Genomic DNA, 23,102 nt, shown 5'->3' with positions numbered 1-23,102 from the left:
TGTTATGGACGCCGTAAAACCCTACCTCCACAACACCCGGAACTTCCTCGCCACCGACGTAGCACGCCAACTTGCGGTCAGCGCCAGCCTCGTGTTCGCGCTGCTGATCGGCGCACGGGGTACCGGCCTGCTGGGCGGCATCGCCATCAAGGAGGCGGCCGCGGGTGCGTTTGCCCCGGACTTCACCCTGCTGGCCCCGGCTTCGGGCGCTTTCAGCATCTGGTCGGTGATCTACCTGGGGCTGGCCGGCTACACCATCTTCCAGTGGCTGCCGTCGCAGCGCCGCACCCTGCGGCAGCGCGCGGCAGGCTGGCTGGTGGCCGCTTCGCTGGTCCTCAATGCCAGCTGGATCCTGAGCGCGCAGGCCTCGAATGTGGGGCTGAGCCTTATCGTCATGATCCTGCTGCTGGCCGTATTGCTGGCCGCGGTCTACGTCCTGACCCGGTATCCGGCCAGGTCCCTCGTGGAAGCGCTCCTCGCAGATGCTCCCGTGGGGCTGTACACCGGCTGGATTTTGGTGGCGGCCGGGGCCAATGCTGCCAGCTGGTTCATGCTGCGCGGCACCGACCTGTTCGGCTGGGGGGCCGACGTGTGGGCGGTCATCAGCCTTGGCGTGGTCTCCTTCGCCGGAGCGGTGGTGGCGATGACAGGCCGCGGCCGGATGTCAGCCGTAGCGGCCTTGTGCTGGGGGCTGGGCTGGATCGCCGTGTCCCGGCTCCTGGGTGATCCGGGCTCCGTGCCGGTGGTCATTGCGGCCGGATTCGGCTTCTTCTTTGTGCTCGTCTGCGGGGCGTCGCGCCGGTTCAGGGTGGGGCACGAGGAGCGCCGGGCCTTTCGCCGCGGCTACGTTCCGGAGATCTGAAATCCAAACAACGACGGCGGGCCACGGCGGCCAAGGGGAATCAGTATGACCAGCAACTACGGTACTTTCGTCCAATGTCCCGCAGGACCTGCCGGAGCGAGCGAGAGCACATGGTGGCAGTGGCGTGACATGGACGTCCATGTTGAGCGCATCGGTGTCCAGGATGCCCCGGTGCGGTTGGTGCTCTTCCACGGTGCCGGCGGCAACGCCGCTGCCATGCGTCCCTTCGCAGAACATCTGGCAGCGCTGGGAACCTATGTGAGCGTTCCGGATCTTCCCGGCTACGGCCTCACCCGGTCACCCGATCCGGCAGGTATCCGTTACGGACACTGGCAGCAGTTCGCCCAGGACTTCGTGCGCGCCGAATCCGACGACCGCCCGCTGGTCCTGATGGGAGCCAGCATGGGCGGGTTGCTCGCTTTCGAAGCGGCCGCCGCCACCTCGCTCGCCGCCGCCCTGGTGGTGACGTGCTTGCTGGATCCCCGGGACGAGAGGGTCCGGGCACGGCTGACCTGGCATCCGGTGCTGGGGAAAGTAGCCGGCCCTGCGCTGCGGCTCCTGGCCGGGTCGCTTGCCCGGGTGCGGGTTCCCATCCGCTGGGTTGCCGACATGCGCCATATCAGCAATGATCCCGGGCTGGTGCGTACCGTCCTCCGGGATGCACGCGGCGGCGGTGGCTCGATGTCCTTGGGCTGGATGCGCAGCTTCATGGAATGGCAGCCCGATGTTGAACCGGAAGACTTCCGCACAGGTCGGGTCCTGATGGTGCATCCCGCCGAAGACCGGTGGACGCCACTAGAGATCAGCAAGCCGTTTTTCGAGCGCATTGCGGCGACCAAACAGATCGTGATGTTGGAGAACGCGGGGCATTTCCCGATCGAGCAGCCCGGGCTGGATCAGCTCGTGGCTGCAGTCGGTCAGCTGGTGGCGGACCTCCGGTAGCGCTCTGCTGAGCCTGTAGGTCGAGGTCAGCGCAGCGTCTGCCACTTTCCCCGGCTGCGGCGCAGGACGGCGAGCCTCTCCGTGGTGGCTACCTGCTCAACGGCATGGCGCATGTTGACGGCAGCCTGGAGCGCTTGGCGGTTTTCGGCGTCGTACGCATTCGGATCCACGGTGAAACGCACGGTAATCCGCGGGACCCCTGCAACGACGTCGAGCTGGTTAGCTTCGACCACATGGGCGGAGCCGACGGCGTCCACGGCGGCCTCCATCACCTGCTCTGGAACGTGTCCGGGGCGCAGGCCAGTGATGTTGAGCTGGGCTCGGAAGGAAGGCACCGCTCAACTCTATCTGTGCGCGGCATCCTCCCCCGGCCCGTCGGGGGACGGAGCGGGCGCTACGGTCTGCCGGAGGAAACGGATCGCCTCATTGACCCGCCCCGGAATGCGCGTCCCCGGCGGCAGCGCCGCCACCACGGAGTTATGCGGCAGCTCGTCGGCCAGCGGAACATAAGCGACTTTGAGCCCGTCCCCCGTTGTGTCGTCTACCGGGCGGGTATTGACCATGGAATAGCCCAGACCGCGGGCGACGAGGGAGCGGATGGTTTCCATGTCCGTGCTGGGCCAGCGGAGCTTTGGCTCGACGCCTACGGCGCGTATCATGCCGGTCACTCTTTCGATGGTGGGCGGGACATCATGAAGGATGGCCCATTCATCCTGCACCTGGGCGAAGGTAATGGACTCCTGAGTTGCCAACGGGTGCGTCGCCGACAACATCAGGTGCGGCTGCACTCGGGCGATCTCCGCCAGCTCGACGCCGTCCACTGCCTGCAGCGAGTAGATCAGGGCAAGATCGATCCGCCCCTCCAGGACGTCCTGCTGCAGCTCGGCGGCGCTGGCCTCACGGAATGAGACGTCCACAGCCGGATACTCCCGGTTGTAATAGTCCACCAGACCAGGCAACAAGCGCGGGGACAGGGTGGGGCTGCACCCCGCACGCAACGGCCCGCGCATCTCATCGAAGCCGCCGGCCACGGCACCTTCGATGTCGCCGATCATGCTCAGGATGTGTCTTGCCCTCGCCGCGAGCTCCACTCCCGCCGGCGTTGCCACAACTTTCTTTGCGCGCGTCCGGATCAGCAGATCAACACCGACCGCGTGCTCCAGTTGGGCGATGGCCATGGACGCCGCCGCCTGCGAGATGTTCGATTCCCTCGCGGCCGCCGTGACGGAGCCGTGGTCCAGGACAGCAACGAAGTACTGCAGCTGGCGAATGGTGAATTCGGCCATCAACTCTCCTTATGAACTCCATCAAATTGATTGACTATACACCGTATGTGATGGGAGCCACACTTGAAGAAATCAACGATCTTCATTTCGAGGAGCATCCATGGCCGCGTCGAACCTCAAGCCCCGCATCGTCACCCTCGGCACGGCCGGCGGCCCCCGGTGGTGGACGCCCGCCGAGGAGAACAACCGGACCGGAATCGCCACCGCCGTCGTCGTCGGGGATTCCTTCTACCTGGTGGACTGCGGACACGGTGTTGGCCGCCGTTTGAGCCAGGCCGGCCTGAAGCTGACCAACCTCCGCGGCATCTTCCTCACCCACTTGCACTCCGACCACACTGTGGATCTGGCCAGCCTCGCCATCTTCGGACTTTACGACCTTCTCGACCGGCGCAACGATCCGGTCAGGATCATCGGTCCCGGAAACCGTGGCATGTTGCCGTACACCTCGCCCCGGGCCACGGTTGAGCCCGTCCCGGTGGCTCCGCACTGTCCCACTCCCGGAACCCGCGAAATGTTTGAGCAGCTGATGTACGCGCATGCCACTGACCTCAACGACAGGATCATCGACAGTCTGCGCCCGTCCCCGTTCGAGCTGTTCGAAGCCTCCGATATCGAGATTCCACAGGGCATCGGCTACCACCCGAATGAGAACCCGACGCCGGCCATGGATCCGTTCGTGATCTACGAAGACGACCTTGTCAAGGTCTCGGCCATCCTGGTGGAGCACCCGCCGGTGGCACCGGCCTTCGGCTTCCGCTTCGACACTGCCGAGGGCTCGGTGACGTTCTCCGGCGACACCACCTACACGCAGAACATGGTCACACTGGCTCAGGACACCGACCTGCTGCTGCACGAGGCGATCGACTTCGATTTTGTCGAGGCCCTGTACGCGGACAAGACGGATGAAGGTTCCCGCGCTGCCAGGGACCACCACTACAAGTCGCATACCAGCGTCCGCGACGCCGCGAAGGTCGCCAGCGAGGCCGGCGCCAAACAGCTGGCGCTGCACCACCTCGTTCCCGGCATGGCCGGAGATTCCGTCTGGAAACAGGCCGCCGAACATTTCCACGGCACCTTCCACGTACCGGCAGACCTCGAACACATCGGGCTCCGCCCGTCCCGCTGAATACCAGCGCTGCAATCATGAACCCCTCCCCAACTCCATCCACCCCGTCCTCAGGAGGAATTGTGTCCGAGTCACCGACGACCGTTACGCAGTCCGCACCGTCCGCACCGCAGCACCACTCCGGATCCGAGTCCTTGAACACGAAGGACATGCGCCGGATCCTGGCGTCCAGCTTCATCGGCAGCGCCATCGAGTACTACGATTTCATCCTGTACGCCACGGCAGCCAGCATCGTCTTCAATACCGTTTTCTTCGCCAATCTCAGCCCCGCCTTCGGTTTGTTCGCCTCCTTCGCGACGCTGGCCGCAGGCTACCTGGCGCGCCCGCTCGGCGGCATCGTTTTCGGTCACTTCGGCGACAGGCTCGGGCGCAAGAAAATGCTCGTGCTGTCCATGCTGCTGATGGGCGCCTCGACGGTCCTCATCGGCCTGCTGCCCACGACGGCCGTGATCGGAATCCTTGCGCCGGTCCTGCTGGTGACGTTGCGCGTCATTCAGGGCATTGCCGTGGGCGGCGAATGGGGCGGCGCAGCTTTGATGGCGCTGGAGTCCGCACCGCAGAAGAAGCGCGGCCTGGCCACTTCCTTCGCCACCGCAGGCGGTCCCGCCGGTGCCGTGCTGGCCACCCTGGTGGTTTCACTGACGTCCGCCCTGAGCGGCGACGCGTTCCTGCAGTGGGGCTGGCGCATTCCGTTCCTGCTCAGTGCGGTACTGATCGCCGTCGGCCTGATCATCCGGCTCAAGGTTGCTGAAACGCCCATGTTCCAGAAGCTGCAGGAAGCCGGCGAGAAGAAGCGCATGCCGCTCTTCGATGTGCTGCGCAACCATCCGCGGGCCGTGGTTGTTGCCCTGGTCGCGACCATGAGCTTCTACGCCTGCCAGGGCATCCTGACCGTATGGGGCGTGTCCATCGCCGTCGGCAATGGGGTGGACCGCTCCGGCGTGCTCAACTGGAAGGCGGCAGGCGCCGTCCTTACCCTGATCATGTGCTTCTACACCGCCCGGCTCAGTGACCGCATCGGCCGCCGCAAGGTCCTCACCGTTGCGGGCATCACCGGCATTGTGCTGGCCTACCCGCTGCTGATGCTGCTGACCAACGGAACGCTGTGGGGCTTCGCCGTCGCCATCGTGGTCGGCAACGGCATCGTGCAGGGCGCCCTCTTCGGTCCCATCGGCGCCTACATCGCCGAACAGTTCCCCACCCGCATGCGCTACACCGGGGCGTCACTTTCCTACCAAGGAGCTTCGGTGCTCGGGGCCGGCTTCACCCCGATGATCGCCACCGGCCTGATGATCGCGGGCAACGGCAGCATCTGGCTGGTCGGAGCATTCTGGATCGCCGTCATCCTCGCCGGCACCATTGCCGTCCGGGCTACGCCGGAAGGCACCAAGGTCAACCTCGACTGACGCGCAGCCGCACCGAACAACCGCAGAGGAAATGCCCGGAGGGAAAGTCCATCCGGGCATTTTCCGTGCGGCAGATGATGCCGTCGCAGGTTTACGGCCGGCGGTGGATGGACTTGTAGCTGAGGTAGGCGTTGAGCCCCTCGATGCCGTATTCCGTGCCGAGGCCCGAATTGTGCCGCCCGCCAAACGGCGCGGAATGGTTGGAGGCAAAGAAGTTGATGCCCACGGAACCGGTGTCCATCCGGTCAGCCACGGCGAGCGCAGCGTCCTGATCCGTACCGAACACCAAGCCGCCCAGGCCGAATTCGGTGTTGTTCGCCAGTGCGACGGCCTCGTCCACGTCCGTGTACTTCAGCACGGAGATGACCGGCCCGAAGATTTCCTCGCGGGAGATCCGCATTGACGGCGTGACATCGGCGAAGACCGTGGGTTCCACGAAGAAGCCGCCTTCGAGCCCGCCGCCCAGCCGCGCCGCACGCCCGCCCGTGGTCGCCCGGGCGCCTTCGGCCCGGCCGGCTTCCAGGTATTCCAGCACCGTCCGGTACTGGGATTCGGTGGCTGCCGGACCGAAGACCGTGGCGGGATCCAGCGGGTCTCCCTGTACGCCGGCGGCGATGGTGGCGGTCACCATGTCCACCACCTCGTCGTAACGTCCGGCGGGGGCCAGAATCCGGGTGGAGATGTAGCAGGTCTGGCCGGTGTTGCGCATGCAGGAGCGCACCAGACCGCTGGACATGGCATCCAGATCAGCGTCCGGCAGCACGATGGCGCTGGACTTGCCGCCGAGCTCCAGCGTGACCGGCCGCAGCAGTTCGCCGCATGCCGCGGCGATCTTGCGGCCTACCGGGGTCGAACCGGTAAAGGCCACCTTGTCCACGCCCGGGTGCCGCACCAGGGTGTCACCCAGTCTGCCGCTGCCGGTGACCAGGTTGACCACGCCTGCGGGCACACCGGCGGCGGCCACGGCGTCGACAATCAGCCGGAAGGACAGCGGGGTAGGCGAGGCGGGTTTCATCACTACGGTGCAGCCGGCCAGCAGCGCCGGCGCCAGCTTGATCACCATCAGGTTGATCGGGAAGTTCCACGGGGCGATCAGCGCGCACACGCCCACCGGATCCCGGCGCACCACCGACTCGCCGCCGCCCCGCGGGAACGGGCGAACGTCCTCGCGCTCCAGATAGTCCGCGAGCGTGGCGAAGTAGCGGAAGATGCTCGCCGCGTTGGCCGCGGCCCCGGTGGATTCCGAGACGGGGGAACCGTTTTCGCGGGTGTTGGTCAGCGACAGTTCCTCCGCCCGCTTGTCCACCTCGTCGGCGATGCGCAGCAGGTAGGCGGCCCGCTCCGATGGAGCCAGCCGGGACCATCCGCCGTCGAACGCCCTGCGCGCCGCACCGACCGCGGCGTCGATATCCTTGGGGGTTCCGTCCGGGACCGAGCCCCAGACCTGGCCGGTGGCCGGATCCGTGACGGGGTTGCGGCCGGTGCCGCGGGCGGGGACCCAGGCGCCGTCGATGAAGACATCGTCCACGTGGGTGTAGGGCAGCGTGAGCGCGGCGCGGGCGTCCACGGCAGGGCCGGAGAACGACGCCGCCGCTTGCCCGATTGCCTCGGTGGCAGTTGTGCTGTCGGCAGCGGAAGTCATCGGATCACTCCTGTCTTGAGCAGTGCGTTGGACCGTGCCAGGTCGGCCGTGCCCATCGCGTAGGCGGCTTCGGTGATGAGTTCGGGGATGATCTCCGCGGCCAGTCGGTCCGTATACACAGCAGGCGTCATGCCGAACCAGGACGAGGCCAGCGCGATGCCGGCGTGGTCGAAGCGCCACAGCCGGTCGGCGTCGCGGACCAGGGCATCCTCCAGCGAAAAGGCCACGTGGCGGGTGTCGTGCCCGTCGATGATTTCGCAGACCCGCGCGGTGAAGCCGTCGGAGTAGCCCAGTCCGGGCAGCACGCGGCGGGCCACCTTGCAGCCCTCGGCCTCGTGCTCGAAACGGATGGCCGCCTTCCGCCAGTCGCCCGTGAAGCCCTCGGAGAGGATGCGCGACTCATCCACGTGCGCCCAGCCGGTGTCATGCAGCACGATCGCCACGCGGACCAGCTCGGCGTCGGCCTCCGGGTAGGCCCGGCAGAGCCGTTCGGCGTAGGCCAGCGAGATGGGCAGGTGGATGTCGTTGCCGCGGCTGCGGGTTTCTTCCACCACGGCCTTCCAGAGCCTGTCCAGGTCTTCGGCCGCAGGTGTACCGGCGATGGGCGAGGTGTCCAAGGTGCCGGTGGCTGGAACGGGGCGCACCGGGTGCGCAGCGGCAAAGGCCGTGGCGCGGGGGTCCTCCGCGTGCGTAGCCGGATCCGCTGCGGGCCAGACGGTGCCGGCGGCGTCCCTGCTAGTCTGCGGACTCTGCGTGTCGGGGGTTCTCATGGGGCTCCTTAGCCGTCCGTGATGATGGTTTTCAGCACGACGGCGGGATCCGCCGCCGCGTCCGCGGGTATGTTTTGGCCCTTGGCCAGGGCGTTCTTGACCGACATGAAGTCCAGCGGTGCGTTGACACAGTCCGCGGCAATGATCCGGCCGTTGCGGTAGTAGAGCACGGAGAATTTACCGCGGTCGTCGTCGCGCCGGACCACTGTCCGGTCGTAGCCGAGGGTCAGGCCGGCGATCTGCAGTTTCAGGTCCGCCTGGTTGGACCAGAACCACGGGATGCCCGCATAGTCCTCGCGCCGGCCCATCAGCGAATAGGCTGCTACCTTGGCATGCTCGATCGCGTTGTTCACGCTTTCCAACCGGATGCGCTCGCCTTCCGGCGAACCGGGCAGCGGGTTGGGCATGTTCGCCACATCGCCCACCGCCACGGTGGTGCCGTCGGAGGCAAGGGCGTGCGAGTCCACCACGATGCCGTTGTCCACTTCCAGGCCCAGCTGCTCGGCCAGTTCGGTGTTGGGGACCACGCCGATTCCGACCAGCACCAGCTGCGCGGGGATCACCGTGCCGTCCTCAAGTTCGACGCCGGCCACGCGGCTTCCGTCGCCGGCTGCGGCCAGGCGCTTCATGCGGGCATCGAGCCGGATGTCGATGCCGCGGGCGCGGTGGGCCTGGAGGAAGTAGTCGCTGGTATCTTCGCCGACGGCGCGGCCGATCAGGCGCGGGCCGTACTCGAGGACGGTGACGGACTTGCCCATTTTATGCAGGCTGGAAGCCGCTTCCAGCCCGATGAAGCCGCCGCCGACCACCACGGCTTCGCGGACACCGTCCAGCTGTGCCTTCAGGGCCAGGGCGTCGTCCGCGTTGCGCAGGTAAACCACGCCATCCAGATCCGCCCCGGGCAGTTCGAGCTTCCGCGCCCGCGCGCCGACGGTCAGGGCCAGGCGCTTGAACCCGAATTCGGCTCCGGAGGCGGCGTGCGCGGTGCCGGAGCCGTCGTCGTTCTTATCAATCCTGCTGATGTACTCGCCCTTGACGAGCGTGATGTTGTGCTCGTTCCAGTACTCGTTGGAGCGGAAGATCAGCGATTCGCTCTCCACCGTGCCCTGCAGGAACTCCTTGGACAGGGCCGGGCGCTGGTAGGGCCGGTGGTCCTCGTCGCCGAGCAGCGTAATGTGCTCATCGAAGCCCAGGGCCCGCAACGAGACGGCCAGCTGCACGCCGGACTGGCTGGCGCCGATGATCAGCAGCCCCGTCCGGGCGGGCGCCTTCGGTGCTGCGGCGGCGCCGTCATTGGTCTTGGTTTCCGCATCAGCGGTTCCGGTGCTCATGATCAGACCTGTGTTTCGGGTGTGGTGACATGGATGTCCTGGCCGTCGCAGAGCTTCAGCTGGCAGGACAGGCGGGAGTTGTCCTCGCGGTCCACCGCGGTGCCGTAGAGCATTTCGTCCTCCATGTCCTCCATGGGCGGCAGCTCGGGCAACTCGTCCTCTCGGACGAAAACGTGGCAGGTGGCGCAGGACAGCGAGCCGCCGCATTCGGCGACAATGCCGGGGACGCCGTTGCGGACGGCCGTCTCCATGACCGAGTCCCCGGGGTTGCCGGTGATCTCGCGTGTGGTGCCTTCCGCGTCGGTGAAATAGACCGTTGGCATGGCTCCTCCTTGTGCTGGAAATTGAGTGGAAGCTGTTAGATGAACTGGCGGCCGCCGTCGACCACCATGGTTTGGCCGGTGATGTACGAGCTGTCAGGCCCGGCCAGGAACAGGGCGGCCCCGACGATGTCTTCGGGCTGGCTGGCCCGCTTGAGCGCCCCGCGGTCCACGCCGTAGCTTTCGGCGTCGTCCATCAACGAGTAGCTGGCTTCGGTGAGCGTAAAGCCGGGCGCGATCGCGTTGACAGTGATGCCGCGCCGGCCCAGTTCCTTGGCCAGCACCCGGGTCAGCGCAACCACCCCGCCCTTTGAAGCGACGTAGTGCAGCCACTGCTCGGAACCGGAGAAAATGGTGGCGCTGGAGAGGTTGATGACGCGGCCGCCGTCGGCCAGGTAGGGGCTCGCCGCACGGGTCACCAGCCACGGGCCCTTGAGGTTCACGTTCATGACCAGATCCCATTCGTCCGGGTCGATATCCTCGAAAGGCGTGCGGGTCACCGTGGCGTAAATGGCCGCGTTATTGAGTACGACGTCGATGCGCCCGTTCCCGAATTCCGCCACCTGGGCGGCGAGCGACTCCGTAGACGCGGGGTCGGTCACGTCGGCCCGGTAGGCCGCCGCGTCGGCGCCGGCTTCGCGGGCCAGCTTGGCGGTCTCTTCGGCCCCTTCCAGGTTCACGTCCGCGACGGCGACCCGGTAGCCGCGGCCGGCGAAGCCGAGGGCGAAGGCCCGCCCGAGGCCGCCGGCTGCACCGGTGATCAGCACGGTCCGCTGTGCCGTCCCGGGGTCCGCCCGCTCCCCTCGGGTGGAAGCGGCGTCGTTAGCGTCGGTGGGTTGCTGCATTATCGTCAAACCTTTGCGTTGGGTTGTGCCGGGCCGGGGCCGGGGGAAGTGGCGGCTCGCCCGGCCCGGCACTGGGAGCACCTGGCAGGGATTGCTCAGGCGTGGCTGTGGGCGCCGGGGCCGGATACGAGAGGTTCGAGTTCCCCGTTATCCAGGATCTGCACGGTGCCCTTGGTGCCGTCGACCCGCAGCAGTTGCCCGGTCTTGATGGTGGTCGAGCCGCTGCCCGTGCCGGTGACCGCCGGCAGCCCGTACTCGCGGCAGACAATGGCGGCGTGGCTCATCATGCCGCCGATGTCGGTCACGGTGGCCTTGATGTTGCCGAAGATCGGACCCCAGGACGGCGCGGTCACGGTGGCCACCAGGATCTCGCCCTGCTGGACCTCGGAAAGCTGGTCCGCATCCGTCACGACGCGGGCAACGCCCTCGACGACGCCGGGTGAGGCCGCCATGCCGCGCAGTCCGCCGCCCTCGACTTCCTCGCCCGCACCCAGCCACTGCTGGACCTGCTCGGTGGTAATGCCCCAGAGCATCCGGGTGAACGGTTCGGTGATGGACTCCGGCGGCGTGTTGAGCGCCGGCTGCGGACGGGCGGTCTTGAGTGCATCGACAATGCCGCGGCGGCGTTCGATCTCCTCCGGCCAGTAGGTGGGGCCGATCGGGTCGGCGCCCACGCCCCAGCCGGTGACCAGGTCGAAGAGTGCATCGCGGACCTCGTTGCGGGTCAGGTAGAGCAGGTCATCGGGTTCGGTCCAGAAGCCCTCGGCATGCATCATCCGGGACAGTTCCCGGATCTTGCGCCAGAAGACGCCCATGGTCCAGTGCTCGATGTAGAAGTTGTGGTTTTCCACGTACGGGTACGCCGTGGCGGCGAGCTGGCGCTTGGCGTCGAAGAGCGCCTGGGTTTCACCTTCGAGCAGGTCGCGGTACTCCTCGACGATGCGTTCCTTCTCCGCGATGAGCTCCTCGGTGGGGCGCATGATGTTCTGGCCCTCGCCGAGCCGGCGGATGTAATCGGCAATATAGCCCAGCGGGATCTCCTGGTGCTCGTACCAGTACTTGTCGTGCCCGTAGAAGCCATTGCCCACGGTGAAGTTGAACCACGGATCCTTGGCGCCTTCGTACTGGGCAATCCAGCGCTCCCCGCCCGGTGCAGCAGCGATGGCACCCAAGGTGGCATCGACGTCGTCCGTATTGCCGAAGGCGGACTCCAGGCGGAGCTCCACGGCGAGTTTGGCGAGCTTCTTGAGCTCGTCGTCGGGCCGGAACAGTTCCATGTCCACGCCCTGGACCATGGTCGCGATGGACTGGTCCGGGATGTTCGGGAAGACTTCCTTGCAGAAGTTGAAGAAGTCCAGGTAGGCGATGTAGCCCAGGTTCAGGAACTCGAAGTGGTACTGCCAGTTCTGGTAGGCCAGCTGGATCAGCCGGTCGTAGTTCTCCAGCAGGACTTCGGAGCCGTCCATCGCCTTGCCGGTGGTGATGTCATCCATCGGAACCATGTCCGGCAGCTTGTTGAAGGACAGCGTCTCCATCTCGTCAATGGTGCCGCGGACCTTCACATGCCACTGCCGCAGCAACTCCTCCCAGTTCTGGAAGTAGTGCCCCACGCGCTGCTCGAAATGCGGGACCCGCGCCGCGATCTGGTCCTCGGGGACCGGGATCGGGGACATGTACAGGTAGCCCAGGTGCACGCGGAATTCGATGCCGTTGGCGTTGGGAATCATCAGGTGCCGGGCGTTGTACTGGCCCAGGCACTTGACCGCGAACTCCCCGCCGATGGTTTCGAACGGCTTGTAGACGGTAGGCCAGTGCTGGCTGTCGCAGAACCAGAACTTCGCGTCTTCCTGCTCCTTGAGCTTGTCCTGGAAGACCAGATAGTACGGGTAGATCTGCTCCCAGCCTTCGGCGCCGGCGGGCACCGGCAGCTCGGAGGGCTTCGGAAAAGACTTCATGGACATGACGGACCTTTCGATGGTGGCTCGGCGGTGAGCCGGTGGGTCGGTAACGGTGGGTTTCAGACCGAGGGTTTGAGCAGCGAGGCGGTGATGCTGCCGAGGCTGAAGCCGCCGCTGGCGGCGGTGGAGTTGGTGGTCGGGGTCGAACCTGCTGACGGGGTGGTGTCCATAGTTGGGCCGGCTTTGGTGCCCGTGGCGCCGAAGGCTGCGGCGTATCCGCCAGTGCTGGATGTAGCGGTAACGGTTGGCTTGGAGGAATGCACGGTTTCGGGGCGGGACTGCAGCAGCAGCAGGTTCTCGCCATCGGGCAGATCCGCGTCCAGCGCCCATTCCACGTCCTGCGGGCATTTGTAGTGCTTCTCTGCCCGCTTGGCCATCAGGGCCACGGCCTTGACTTCCTCGTCGCTCAGGCTGCGGCGGGCGCGTCGCTCGGCGTCGACCTCCCGCTCCACCAAGGTACGTGCGGCGCTATCCGGAACGAGTTCGGCATGCTTGTCGCCCAGGTGGTCGGACACCAGCGCGAGGGTCACCTTGTCCAGCACGATGTTGTCCGGGGTGACCTGGCCCGAGACCACCATTTCACCGACGCCATAGGAAGAATCGATGGTGATCTTCGAGCGGTCCCCGTTGGCCGGGTCCATGGTGATGGCGACGCCGGAGACCTTGGAGTTGACCATCTTCTGCACTACCACGGCCATCGACAGGCCCTCGTCGGGAATGTTGTTCTTCAGCCGGTAGATGATGGCGCGCGACGTGTAGAGCGAGGCCCAGCACTGGCGGATGTGCTCAGTGACGGCCTTGACGCCCTCCAGCCACAGATAAGTATCCTGCTGGCCGGCGAAGGAAGCATCCGGCAGGTCCTCGGCCGTGGCGCTGGAGCGGACGGCCACCGGGACCGGTGTTTCGAACCGGGACATCAGGGAGTCGTAGGCCTCGATGGTCACCGCCCGGATGGCCTCTGGAACAGGCCGCGAGCAGATCTGCTCGCGGATAGCCGCCGAGACCTTGTCCACCTGCGCTATGTCCTCGGGATCGAGGCCCGCCAGCAATTCGTTAATCTGCCGGGTGATGCCAGCTTCGGCCATAAACGCATCGAACTCCGCAGTAGTGACCACAAATCCGGGCGGAACCGGCATGCCGGCGGCGGTCATGGTGACCAGGGACGCGCCCTTGCCGCCGAGTGTTTCGAGCTTCGGTTCGAGGCCGCCGTCGAAAAACTGGATGTACTCGTTGCTTTCCATGTGCTTTATGCCTCCCAAGTAACGGGAACGGATTCGGGGACCCGGAAGGACAGGTTTTCGCGGAACGCGATGTCCTCGGGATCCTGCAGTTTCAGGTTCGGGGCAAGCCGGGCGACTTCCTCGAGGGCGATCTTGGCCTGCAGCTTGGCCAGCATGTTGCCCAGGCAGTAGTGGATACCGAAACCGAAGGACAGGTGCTCGCGGGCGTTGGGGCGGGAGATGTCGAAATCCTCGCCGTTCTCGAACTTGCCCTCTTCACGGTTCGCCGAGCCCATCAGCAGCAACAGCTGTCCGCCTTCTTCGATCTTCACCCCGCCGACTTCGGTGTCCTTGAGCGCCTTGCGCCGCCAGCCGACAATCGAGCCGGAGTAGCGCAGCACCTCGTCGATGGCGCCGGGGATCTTTTTCGGCTCCTCGACCAGCACCGCCCACTGTTCCGGGCGGGCCAGCAGCACGCGCAGTGAATTGGCGATCAGCGTGGTGGTGGTTTCGTGGCCTGCGAACAGCAGGCTGTAGAGGACCGACGCGATCTCGTGGTCGGAGATCTCCGCGCCGTCGTTCTGTGCACGCACCAGGTCGGCGGTGAGGTTGTCGCCGCCCTCCTCATGGGCCACGCGGACCAGGCGCAGGCATTCCTGCCAGTACTCCACCAGGTTGTGCGCATGCGGGATCTGCTGGTCGTCGCTCAGGTCACCCCAGGTCATCGCCGCGCGGGAATCGCTCCAGCGCTTGAACTTGTCGACCTGGCTGACATCGGCGCCGATCAGCGTGAGGATGGTGATCGTGGGGACGTCGTAGGCCAGATCCTTGACCAGGTCGCCGGTGCGCTCGGGCCGGGCCAGCATCTTCTCCACCAGGTCCACCACGTTCTGGCGGATGAAGGGCTCCAACGCCTTGTAGCGGCGGGGCGTGAAGGCCTTCTGCACGACCGAGCGGATCCGGGTGTGCTCCGGCGGGCGCCGGGCGGAGAGTCCCGAGTATGCGGTGAAGCCGCCCTCTTCCATGATCTTCTTGGCGGCCGGGCCGCGCTCGCGGACCGGGGCCTGCGCGTTTTCGCTCGAGAAGGTCTCCCAGTCTTCGAAAACTGCCTTGATGTCGTCGTAGCGGGAAACTACGTAGTAGCCGATGCGCTCGTCGAACATGACCGGCTGCTCGGCCCGCAGTTCTGCGTAGGCGGGGAAAGGATCCTTCATCTGGAACGGTTCGTAGCCGTGGTGCCCGGCAGGCGCCTCGGCGCCGTGGCCGAACTGGCAGCGGGCCGCCGTTTCCGTCGAGGGTGACATCTGTTCTCCTTGGGGTTGGTTCCCGTTGGCGGTTGCTGGACCATACAACGGGTTCGTTCACACCAGTGTTGCCCACATCACCCGTGGCGCACATCACGCTCTTCCACTGAGTGGAAAGCGAATAGAACGACGACGACGGCGTCCTGTCGTCGCTGGAGCCGTCCGCAGCCGCAGCTATTTGCGGTGGCTGCCCAGCAGCGTTTCGAGTGGGATGTGGGCCGTTGCTCGCTCAATCTGCACCGAAACCCCTTTGAGCACAGGCAGGTGCCGGTTCATGGTGGCGGCCTGCGCTGTCGGCAGCACCAACCCCAGTCCCGCACCAATGACGCCGGTATGGAAGACCGGAACGGCGATCGAGCAGGATCCGAGCCGGACTTCCTCCAACGTGGTGGCAAAGCCCTGCTCACGGATGGTGTCGAGTTCCTTGGCAAGCCGCCCGGCGTGGATATGTGTATGCGCCGTGGTACGTTCCAACTCGCGGTTCAGATACGCGATGCGGACCCATTCTTCCTCGAAGGCCAGGATCACCTTGCCGACGGCGGTCGCATGCATCGGCAGCCGCCCGCCGACCCGTGAGGCGCGCGGAACACGCTTCGTGCCGTAGATGCGCTCGATGTAGAGCACCTCATGTCCTTCGCGGACCGCGAGCTGGGATGTCTCACCGGTGAGGGAGAACAGGTCCTGGACAAATGGCCGCGCGGCTTCGCGCAGTTGCCGTCCGGCGTTCTGCGCCAGCTCCCACAGCCGGATACCCAACTGGTAGCGGCCGTTGGCTCCGCGCGAGAGGAATCCCCAGTCGGTCAGTTCGGCGACCAGCCGGTGCGTGGTGCTGAGCGGCAACCCGGATCCCGCTGAAATCTCCGTGAGGCTGAGCGATCCGCGGGCCTTTTCGAAGGCCTCGAGGATGGCAAGGACCCTGGAGGTCACGGATCGTCCCGCATCGCGGCTTCCGCCCGCCATCGCTACCTCCTCGTCCGGCCGCTCCCAGCCCGCCCATTCGGGCCGGTCCAGTCCGGCTGCTGGCGCCGGCCGAAACCGAGTCTAGTCCTCTGACAGCAAGGCACGCCGCTGCGGCCACAGGGTCACCGACTCCAGCGCCGACAACGCCCGCGCCATCGCTTTCGCCTCCTCAGTGAACAGGTGGCCATGGACCCGCTGGCTGCACAGCCGCACGGCCTGCTCCCGCTCCAGCCCGAACCAGTCCATCACAGTGTCTATGCCGTGCGGACTCAACCGCCAGGTCTTATCCGAGTCCTTCACAATGGCGTCCTCGACCGAGAGGGCCTCGCGCCGCGAATCGTGTCCGTCGATGATCTGCAGAATCGCGGGTACCTTGGCCGCGTCGTAGCCGACCTCGGCCAGAATGTCCGCGGCCAGGCCGGCCCCTTCCTTTTCATGCAGCAGCACCAGATCCGGCCGACCGCCGCCCGGAGCGATCGCAGCGAGCACCTCCTCCGGAGGCACCTGCGACCAGCCGATGTCGTGCAGCATAATCGCCGGAAGAACGACGCCGGCATCCGCCGCCGGATGCAAGTCCAGCAGGGCACGGGCCAGGCCGAAGGCATACAGCGTGTGCGCGTCGTTGTCGCGGATGGCCAGCAAGGGTGCTGCCAGTTCCCAGATCCGGGCGAGCACCGGGTCCAGCGCGATCACGCCGTCGGGATTTGCAGCAATGGCGCCGGTGACGTCGTGGCCGTACTGGTTGGCGGCAGGCAGGAGCTTGGTCATGCTCCCACCGTGGACCAGCAGCGTGGCCGTGGCAACAATCGGATTCCGCTGGCCGGAAGCGACGCCCGGGCAGGCTCAGCCGGTGTTGCGCAGGCCTGCCGCGACGCCGTTGACCGTGATCAGCATGGCCCGCTGCAGGCTCTCATCCGGCGCGCCGCCGCCCGAGGTCCCGTTCGCGCGCAGCCTGCGCAGCAGCTCCACCTGCATGTAGGAGATCGGATCCAGATACTGGTCCCGCACCTCCAACGACTTCTTAAGCACCGGCTGGTTGTCCAGCAGGCGCACTTCGCCGGTGAGGCGCCGAACCTCGGCCACCGTGAGCTCGAACTCTTCGCGGATCCTCTCGAACAGGTGCTGCAGCCGCTCCGGCACCAGCGTGGCCACATAGTGCGCGGCGATCTCCAGATCCGTCTTGACCAAGGTCATCTCCACGTTGGAGACCACGGTCTGGAAAAAGTGCCACCGGTCCGCCATCTCCTGAAGCACCTCCCCGTGGCCGGCTTCGCGCGCCGCCTTCAGCCCGGAACCGACGCCGTACCAGCCGGGCACGATCTGCCGCGACTGGGTCCAGCCGAAAACCCACGGGATGGCGCGCAGCCCTTCCAGACCGGCACCTGAATCCGGGCGCATGGAAGGACGTGAGCCGATCTTCAGCGAGCCCAACTGCTCCACCGGCGTCGAGGTGAAGAAGTACTCCGGCAGGTCCGGATCCTCGATGAGCCCGCGATAGCAGCGGAAGGACGCATCCGAGACGGTTTCCATCACTTGGCCGTAGCGATGGCGCTCGCCGGCGGAGGTACGCGGTTCGCGGTGCAGCGCAGAGCCTTCCAGCACAGCCGCCAGCGACAATTCCAGGTTCTCCCGTGCCAGCGTCTGCAGCGAGTACTTGTCCGAAATGACTTCGCCCTGCTCGGTAAACTTGATTTCGCCTTCCAGCACGCCGTTCGGCTGGGCCAGGATGGCGTCGTAGGTAGGTCCGCCGCCGCGCCCAACGGAGCCGCCGCGGCCATGGAAGAGCCGCAGCCGCACCCCATGTTTGGCGGCAACGTCGCGCAGGACCCGCTGGGTCTGGTGGATTTCCCAGAGGCTGGTCAGCACACCGGATTCCTTGTTCGAATCCGAGTACCCGAGCATGACTTCCTGCACGTCGCCGCGGAGCCGGACAATCCCGCGGTACTGCGGATCCGCCAGCAGCCCGTCCAGAATCCGCCCGGACCGGCGCAGCTCCTCCACGGTTTCCAGCAGCGGCGCGAAGCCGACGCGCGCAAACGCGTCCTCGCCGTGCAGCCGCAGCAGGCCGGCTTCCCGCGCCAGGACCGCGGCGGCGAGCACGTCATCCGGTCCGCGCGTCATGGACACGATGTAGGTTTCCACCACGTTCGAACCGTAAGTCTCCAATGCCCGCTGGATTTCGCCGAACACTGCGTACGTCTTGGCTTCCTCGCCCGCCAGCGGAGCCGGCACCGGCGCCAGCGGCCGGCGGGAAGCGAGCTCCTTCGACAGCACCGCCTGGCGTTCCGCCCTCTCCAGGTCTGCGTACGGCCCGGACAGTTCGCCCAGCCGGTCCATCAACACACCAACAACGGCGTGGTGCCGCTCGGCATGCTCGCGGACATCCAGCGTGGCCAGGTTCAGGCCGACGGCGGACATGATCCGGCGCACCCCGGCCAGCGCTCCATCCGCGGCCAGTGAGGACCCGTGGGCGCGCAGCGATCGTTCCAGCAGCCCCAGCTCGTCCAGCACCTGCGTTGCGGAGGCGTAGTCCCGCCCGGGCTGGTGGGCGGTGCCGTTTCGGACACGGGCGGAGGTGTTCATCAATTTGGCCTTGATGCAGGTCAGTTTGAGGCGGTACGGCTCCTGCGCGTTCAGCACGAGCACGCGTTTATCCAGCCCGGGCAGCTTTTCCAGGTCCTGCTGAATGGAATCCAACAGCTCCGGCTCCGCTTCGGCGAGCGCTGTGGAGTTGGACAGCACTGAAATCAGCTCGTCCACCTGCTCGATCCCGATCCGCACGGCGTGCTGGTTCTGCAGGGCGAGGATCTCCCTGGTCACGTCTGCGGTGACGTTCGGGTTGCCGTCCCGGTCGCCGCCGATCCAGCTGCCGAACCGCAGCGGCGAGCGCTCGGCGGGCAGGACCGCGCCGTGGCCGTCCAGCAGCTCCGCCAGTTCGGCCAGCAGCTCCGGCACCGCGCCGCGGAAAATGTTGTCGAGGTAGTAGAGGGCGTTGCGGGCCTCGTCCACCGGACTGGGCCGCACTTGCCGCAGCTCGTCCGTCTGCCACATCTGGTCGATGATTTCCGCCAGCATGCGGTCCTGCCGCCGTCTGGCCACGCTGTCCTCGGCAGTCCGCACCGCCAGCACATCGGAGAGCTTGCGCAGCTTATCCAGCACCGAACGGCGCGATGCCTCGGTGGGATGTGCGGTGAAGACCGGCCGCACATCCAGCGCGTCCACGGCCTCCTGCAGCACTGCGGGACCTGCTTTCGCGGCGACGTCCGCTACGGCCTTGGCCAACCAGCCGTCCTGTTCCGGGCGGGTCTGCAGGGTCCGGACGCGGTGGACCTGCTCGGCGGCATTGGCCAGATGGAAGTAGAAGGTGAAGGCCCGCACCAGCTGCGTCGCCTGGCGGATGGGCAGTCCCGCCAGTAGTTCGCGCACCTGGTCCGCGACGTCACGCGCCGTCCACGGCCCGCTGGCTTCCCCGCCCCCGCGGGCCGCCTCCTTGGACTCCTTGGTTAGCAGCCGTACCTGCTCCACCAGCTCCAACAGCTCCGGGCCGTGCTGGCGCACCAGCGATTGGCCCAGCAGCGTGCTGACTCGCCGGACATCCGCGCGCAGCCTGGCATCGAGATCCCCTTCAGGCATCAAAATCCTCCTGTGCCATCAGCTGGCCCTACAGATTGAACGCAGACGCGTGCGAGGGCTGGTACAGCAGGATGTCGTCGGCGCCGGGCACCTGCAGCATCGCGCCCGTGCCGAAGCCCATGTCCGTTGATTCTGAGCTGAAGCCCGCGCCGCGGCTTTCCAGTTCGGACCTGGTGGCCGCCAGATCGTCGCACATCAGGGCGATCTGGTGGTGCCGCGGGGCGGAAAACTCCTCGCCTTCCCAGACGCCGCGGGTCGGATGCACACCCAGCTCGCTCGGACCGGTCTTGAAAATCAGCCAGTCCTCGCCCGAGCCGGCGTCGGGAACCGCGGGCCACTGCAGTACGTCGCGCAGGAACGCCCGGGTAGCCGTCGGATCATCGGAGTAGATCAGCGTGTGCACGGAAGTGATCATGGACCTAGGCTAGCGCCCGGCACTGCCTCCGGAAACCTCCCCCCTGGCGTCCCGGTACGGCTTGTCTTGCGGCAGGCCCCGGGGCAGACTGTGCTGATACAGCCCCGGGTGGGCGGTGACAGCCTCAGTCGGCCCCAAGGAGCGCAATGACCAGCCTGGAAAACGAGATCACTACGGCCGAAGCCGAGTTCGGTGCCTGGCACAGAAAGCGCAACGACGCCTTGGCCGAGGGTTTCGGGCTCCTGACCCTCACCTCGTTCCAGCGGCTCGCCACCGAACCGGCCGCCGTCGACCTTGTCCCCGGACTTTGGAGCGCCGACCGAGCGATGGCGGCTTTGAACGCCGGCGCCTCGGATGGCTTTGTGATGCACGACGGCGGCACACCGGTCCACGGGACCCTCACCCAGGCGGTGGCCGAGCGTGGCCAGAAAATGTGGGTGCGCTGGTGCGGCGGCCCTGAAGTGATTGCGGTGGAACTGGCCAGGCGGGACGGCCACTATCTGATCCGCACACGCGCTGCCTCCACCCCGGCACAGCAGAATTTCAGCGGCGTGCCGGTCTTCGACTTCGATCCGGGCTGGATCATCAAGGGCAGCTATCTTGCCTACGACTCGCCCCAGGTCGCGCGGATCTCCACGGCCCGCAGCGATACCTCGCTGACCGCGGTGCTGGCCGGCGAGATCACCTTCAACCGCCAAGGCTCACGCTACCGGCTGCGTGCCGAATTCGAACCGGGCACCGGCGCGCTGCGGGTGACCTTCCACGACGCGACCAATGGACTAGGTACGGCAGCATGGCGCTTCCTCGACGTGCCGCCGCCTGCGCTGGACGGAACGGTACTGCTGGATTTCAACCGCGCGCAGAACTACCCGTTTGCCTTCACCGAGTACGCGGTGTGCCCGGCGCCGGTGGCAGGGAACCGGCTTCCCCTCGCAGTCACCGCCGGGGAGAAACTGCCGGCCTGACCGGCTCAGGCGATGGCGGAAATCCCTGTCACCGCCCGGCCAACAATCAGGCTGTTGATCTCGTACGAACCCTCGTACGTGTAGATCGCTTCGGCGTCGGAAAAGATCTTGGCCATCAGATAATCGGTCACGATCCCGTTGCCGCCCAGAATGGACCGGCCCAGCGAGACGGTTTCGCGCATCCGCGCCGACGTGTAGGACTTGGCGAGCGCGGCCTGCGCCATGTCGGCGCCGCTGTGCCTGGTGCCCCGCGGGCCGGTGTGGCCCTCCTCCTGCAGCTGGGCGACCCGTGCCAGCAGGCCCAGTGACGCCGTGGCATTGCCGAGCATCCGCACCAGCTGGTCCTGGATCAGCTGGAAGCCGGCGATCGGGCGGCCGAACTGCTCGCGTTCCAGCGTGTACCTCCGGGCCACCTCGTAGGCAGCGAGCTGCTGGCCGACCGCCTGCCAGCCCACCATGATGCGCGACCCCCGCAGCAGGTGTTTGGTGTCGTCGAAGCTGCTGATCCCGGCGAACCGGTCCGCTTCCGCAACGCGGACGTTGTCCAGGATGATGTCCGCGTTCTGCACCGTGCGCAGGGAGATCTTGTTGCCGATCCGCTCCGCCCGGAACCCCTCCAGTTTCGAGTCCACTATGAACCCGCGCACCTGGTTGGTGTCTTCGTCCCGTGCCCAGACCAGCATGTAGTCGCAGAACGTGCCGTTGCCGATCCAGCGCTTGGCCCCGTTGAGGATCCAGTCTCCACCCTCGCGGCGCGCCGTGGTTGCCATGCCGCCGGCGACGTCGGAACCGTGCTCTGGTTCGGTCAGCGCGAAGGCGCCGGTGATGCGCAGCGCCAGAGCGTCCTCGAGCAGGCGTGCCTTCTGCTCCGCACTGCCGAACTCGTACAGCGCCTGCACAAACAGGTCGTGGTGGACCATGAAGAAGGTGGCGATGGACGTATCCGCCCGGGTCATTTCGGCGATCACCAACCCGGCGAAGAGGTGGCTGTAGCCCTGCTGGACCGGCGTGCTCAGCTCCAGCCCGGCCAGCCCCGGCAGCAGCTCCACCGGAAAGCGGCCGCGGTTCCACCAGTCCACCGCATGCGGTTCCACCTCGGCGGCGAGGAACTCGCGCAGCTGGGCCAGCTTCAGCCGCTCCCGGTCGCTGAGCAGGGACTCGAACCCGTAGAAGTCCGGCCGCGGCAGGTCCGCCATGTTCACATTGTTCACGATATTCTCCGTGCCGGCATTAGCGCGGCGCCATCCGGATGGCGCCGTCCAGCCGGATGACCTCCCCGTTGAGCATGGCGTTGTCGATGATGTGCGCGGCGAGGTTGGCGTATTCGCCGGGGCGGCCCAGCCGGGACGGATGCGGCACCTGCTGCCCGAGCGAATCCTGCGCCTCCTGCGGCAGTCCGGCCATCATCGGCGTCTCGAAGATGCCCGGGGCAATGGTAACCACACGGATCAGCGAGCGCGCCAGTTCGCGGGCGATGGGCAGCGTCATAGCAGCCACGCCTCCCTTGGAAGCGGCGTACGCGGGCTGGCCGACCTGCCCGTCGAAGGCAGCCACGGACGCAGTGTTGATGATGACGCCGCGCTCGGGCCCGCCCAGTTCCGTGCTGACCGGTTCCGTCTCGGCCATGGCGGCGGCCGCCAGACGGATCACGTTGAAGGTGCCGATGAGGTTGATCTGGACTACCTTGCTGAAGTTCTCCAGCGGCAGCACGCCGCCGCGTCCCAGCACCTTGCCCGGGGTGGCAACTCCGGCGCAATTGACGACGACGCGCAGCGGGCCGAGCGCAACGGCCGCATCAACCGCCGCCTGCACGTCTTCTTCGCTGGTCACATCGGCCGGCGCGAAGACCGCCCGCTCCCCCAGTTCCGCCGCGTACTCGGACCCCGCGGATTCCGGGAGGTCAACCAGCACCACGGAGGCACCGGCGTCGTACAAGCGGCGGGCCGTGGCAGCCCCCAGACCGGACGCACCTCCGGTCACCAGCGCAACGGAATTGGCAATTTCCACGTCATCCTCCTGAAATGAATCCTTTCCGCCAGCCTAGTGTGGTCCGGCGCACAGCGCATTCGGCGGCTGTCCACTGGGCAAAACGCCTTCGTGAATCCTCGGACCGGGAC

General features: G+C 66.5%; 21 protein-coding genes. 5 read left to right on the top strand and 16 right to left on the bottom strand.

Annotation, left to right across the window (positions count from 1 at the left end):
• The first annotated feature begins 4 nt into the window (after positions 1-4).
• Together J5251_RS06600 and J5251_RS06595 are read left to right on the top strand one after the other, a co-directional pair.
• Positions 5-862 (top strand): tryptophan-rich sensory protein, encoded by an 858-nt coding sequence (locus tag J5251_RS06600; RefSeq protein WP_208575580.1) that lies wholly within the window; start codon positions 5-7, stop codon positions 860-862.
• Positions 863-907: 45 nt separating this feature from the next.
• Positions 908-1,804, top strand: coding sequence for an alpha/beta hydrolase (locus J5251_RS06595; protein ID WP_208575579.1), 897 nt, complete (start codon positions 908-910; stop codon positions 1,802-1,804).
• Between the two features lie 26 nt (positions 1,805-1,830).
• Here the strand turns inward: J5251_RS06595 and J5251_RS06590 are convergent, their stop codons facing one another.
• Both J5251_RS06590 and J5251_RS06585 read right to left on the bottom strand, forming a co-directional pair.
• Positions 1,831-2,139: a hypothetical protein gene (locus J5251_RS06590; protein WP_208575578.1), complete on the bottom strand. Its 309-nt coding sequence runs from the start codon at positions 2,137-2,139 to the stop codon at positions 1,831-1,833.
• 9 nt (positions 2,140-2,148) lie between these two features.
• Positions 2,149-3,090: a LysR family transcriptional regulator gene (locus J5251_RS06585; protein WP_208575577.1), complete on the bottom strand. Its 942-nt coding sequence runs from the start codon at positions 3,088-3,090 to the stop codon at positions 2,149-2,151.
• Between the two features lie 100 nt (positions 3,091-3,190).
• On the opposite strand from J5251_RS06585, the gene J5251_RS06580 reads away from it, so the two are divergent.
• Both J5251_RS06580 and J5251_RS06575 read left to right on the top strand, forming a co-directional pair.
• Complete coding sequence (locus J5251_RS06580) at positions 3,191-4,216, top strand: MBL fold metallo-hydrolase (protein WP_208575576.1); 1,026 nt, start codon at positions 3,191-3,193, stop codon at positions 4,214-4,216.
• 62 nt (positions 4,217-4,278) lie between these two features.
• A complete protein-coding gene (locus tag J5251_RS06575; RefSeq protein ID WP_244250832.1) occupies positions 4,279-5,622 on the top strand; it encodes an MFS transporter in 1,344 nt (447 codons plus the stop codon).
• A gap of 91 nt (positions 5,623-5,713) precedes the next feature.
• Here the strand turns inward: J5251_RS06575 and J5251_RS06570 are convergent, their stop codons facing one another.
• The 12 genes from J5251_RS06570 to J5251_RS06515 form a co-directional block, all read right to left on the bottom strand.
• Positions 5,714-7,264 carry an aldehyde dehydrogenase family protein gene (locus J5251_RS06570; protein WP_208575574.1) on the bottom strand — a complete coding sequence of 517 codons (1,551 nt, stop codon included), beginning with the start codon at positions 7,262-7,264 and terminating at the stop codon, positions 5,714-5,716.
• Entirely contained in the window at positions 7,261-8,034 is a 774-nt protein-coding gene (locus J5251_RS06565; RefSeq protein ID WP_208575573.1) for an HD domain-containing protein, read from the bottom strand. Before J5251_RS06565 ends, J5251_RS06570 begins: the two co-directional genes overlap by 4 nt.
• Positions 8,035-8,042: 8 nt before the next feature.
• A complete protein-coding gene (locus J5251_RS06560; protein ID WP_208575572.1) occupies positions 8,043-9,365 on the bottom strand; it encodes an NAD(P)/FAD-dependent oxidoreductase in 1,323 nt (440 codons plus the stop codon).
• A gap of 2 nt (positions 9,366-9,367) precedes the next feature.
• On the bottom strand, positions 9,368-9,688 hold the full coding sequence (locus J5251_RS06555) for a 2Fe-2S iron-sulfur cluster-binding protein (RefSeq protein WP_139004173.1): 321 nt from the start codon (positions 9,686-9,688) through the stop codon (positions 9,368-9,370).
• A gap of 35 nt (positions 9,689-9,723) precedes the next feature.
• Positions 9,724-10,530, bottom strand: coding sequence for an SDR family NAD(P)-dependent oxidoreductase (locus J5251_RS06550; RefSeq protein WP_208575571.1), 807 nt, complete (start codon positions 10,528-10,530; stop codon positions 9,724-9,726).
• Between the two features lie 95 nt (positions 10,531-10,625).
• On the bottom strand, positions 10,626-12,485 hold the full coding sequence (locus tag J5251_RS06545; protein WP_244250830.1) for a PEP-utilizing enzyme: 1,860 nt from the start codon (positions 12,483-12,485) through the stop codon (positions 10,626-10,628).
• 62 nt (positions 12,486-12,547) lie between these two features.
• A complete protein-coding gene (locus J5251_RS06540) occupies positions 12,548-13,729 on the bottom strand; it encodes a PEP/pyruvate-binding domain-containing protein (RefSeq protein WP_208575569.1) in 1,182 nt (393 codons plus the stop codon).
• A gap of 5 nt (positions 13,730-13,734) precedes the next feature.
• A complete protein-coding gene (locus J5251_RS06535) occupies positions 13,735-15,012 on the bottom strand; it encodes a cytochrome P450 (protein WP_208575568.1) in 1,278 nt (425 codons plus the stop codon).
• Positions 15,013-15,186: 174 nt separating this feature from the next.
• Positions 15,187-15,972, bottom strand: a complete 786-nt coding sequence (locus tag J5251_RS06530; RefSeq protein WP_208575567.1) for an IclR family transcriptional regulator — start codon at positions 15,970-15,972, stop codon at positions 15,187-15,189.
• Between the two features lie 81 nt (positions 15,973-16,053).
• On the bottom strand, positions 16,054-16,740 hold the full coding sequence (locus tag J5251_RS06525; RefSeq protein WP_208575566.1) for an HD domain-containing protein: 687 nt from the start codon (positions 16,738-16,740) through the stop codon (positions 16,054-16,056).
• A 75-nt stretch (positions 16,741-16,815) separates the two neighbouring features.
• Complete coding sequence (gene ppc / locus J5251_RS06520; protein WP_208575565.1) at positions 16,816-19,605, bottom strand: phosphoenolpyruvate carboxylase; 2,790 nt, start codon at positions 19,603-19,605, stop codon at positions 16,816-16,818.
• Positions 19,606-19,633: 28 nt separating this feature from the next.
• On the bottom strand, positions 19,634-20,020 hold the full coding sequence (locus tag J5251_RS06515; RefSeq protein WP_208575564.1) for a VOC family protein: 387 nt from the start codon (positions 20,018-20,020) through the stop codon (positions 19,634-19,636).
• Between the two features lie 146 nt (positions 20,021-20,166).
• On the opposite strand from J5251_RS06515, the gene J5251_RS06510 reads away from it, so the two are divergent.
• The gene (locus J5251_RS06510; protein ID WP_208575563.1) at positions 20,167-20,985 is read left to right on the top strand and encodes a DUF1684 domain-containing protein; all 819 of its coding nucleotides are present in this window, start codon (positions 20,167-20,169) and stop codon (positions 20,983-20,985) included.
• Positions 20,986-20,990: 5 nt separating this feature from the next.
• Here the strand turns inward: J5251_RS06510 and J5251_RS06505 are convergent, their stop codons facing one another.
• Together J5251_RS06505 and J5251_RS06500 are read right to left on the bottom strand one after the other, a co-directional pair.
• Positions 20,991-22,181, bottom strand: a complete 1,191-nt coding sequence (locus tag J5251_RS06505; RefSeq protein WP_208576068.1) for an acyl-CoA dehydrogenase family protein — start codon at positions 22,179-22,181, stop codon at positions 20,991-20,993.
• Between the two features lie 34 nt (positions 22,182-22,215).
• Positions 22,216-22,992, bottom strand: coding sequence for an SDR family NAD(P)-dependent oxidoreductase (locus J5251_RS06500; protein ID WP_208575562.1), 777 nt, complete (start codon positions 22,990-22,992; stop codon positions 22,216-22,218).
• Positions 22,993-23,102 lie beyond the last annotated feature (110 nt).

Origin of the sequence: Arthrobacter crystallopoietes (assembly GCF_017603825.1) — a bacterium.
Lineage (GTDB): Bacteria > Actinomycetota > Actinomycetes > Actinomycetales > Micrococcaceae > Crystallibacter > Crystallibacter crystallopoietes_B.
Note: the sequence above shows the minus strand (reverse complement) of the source record. Positions and strands in the feature narration are given on the sequence as shown.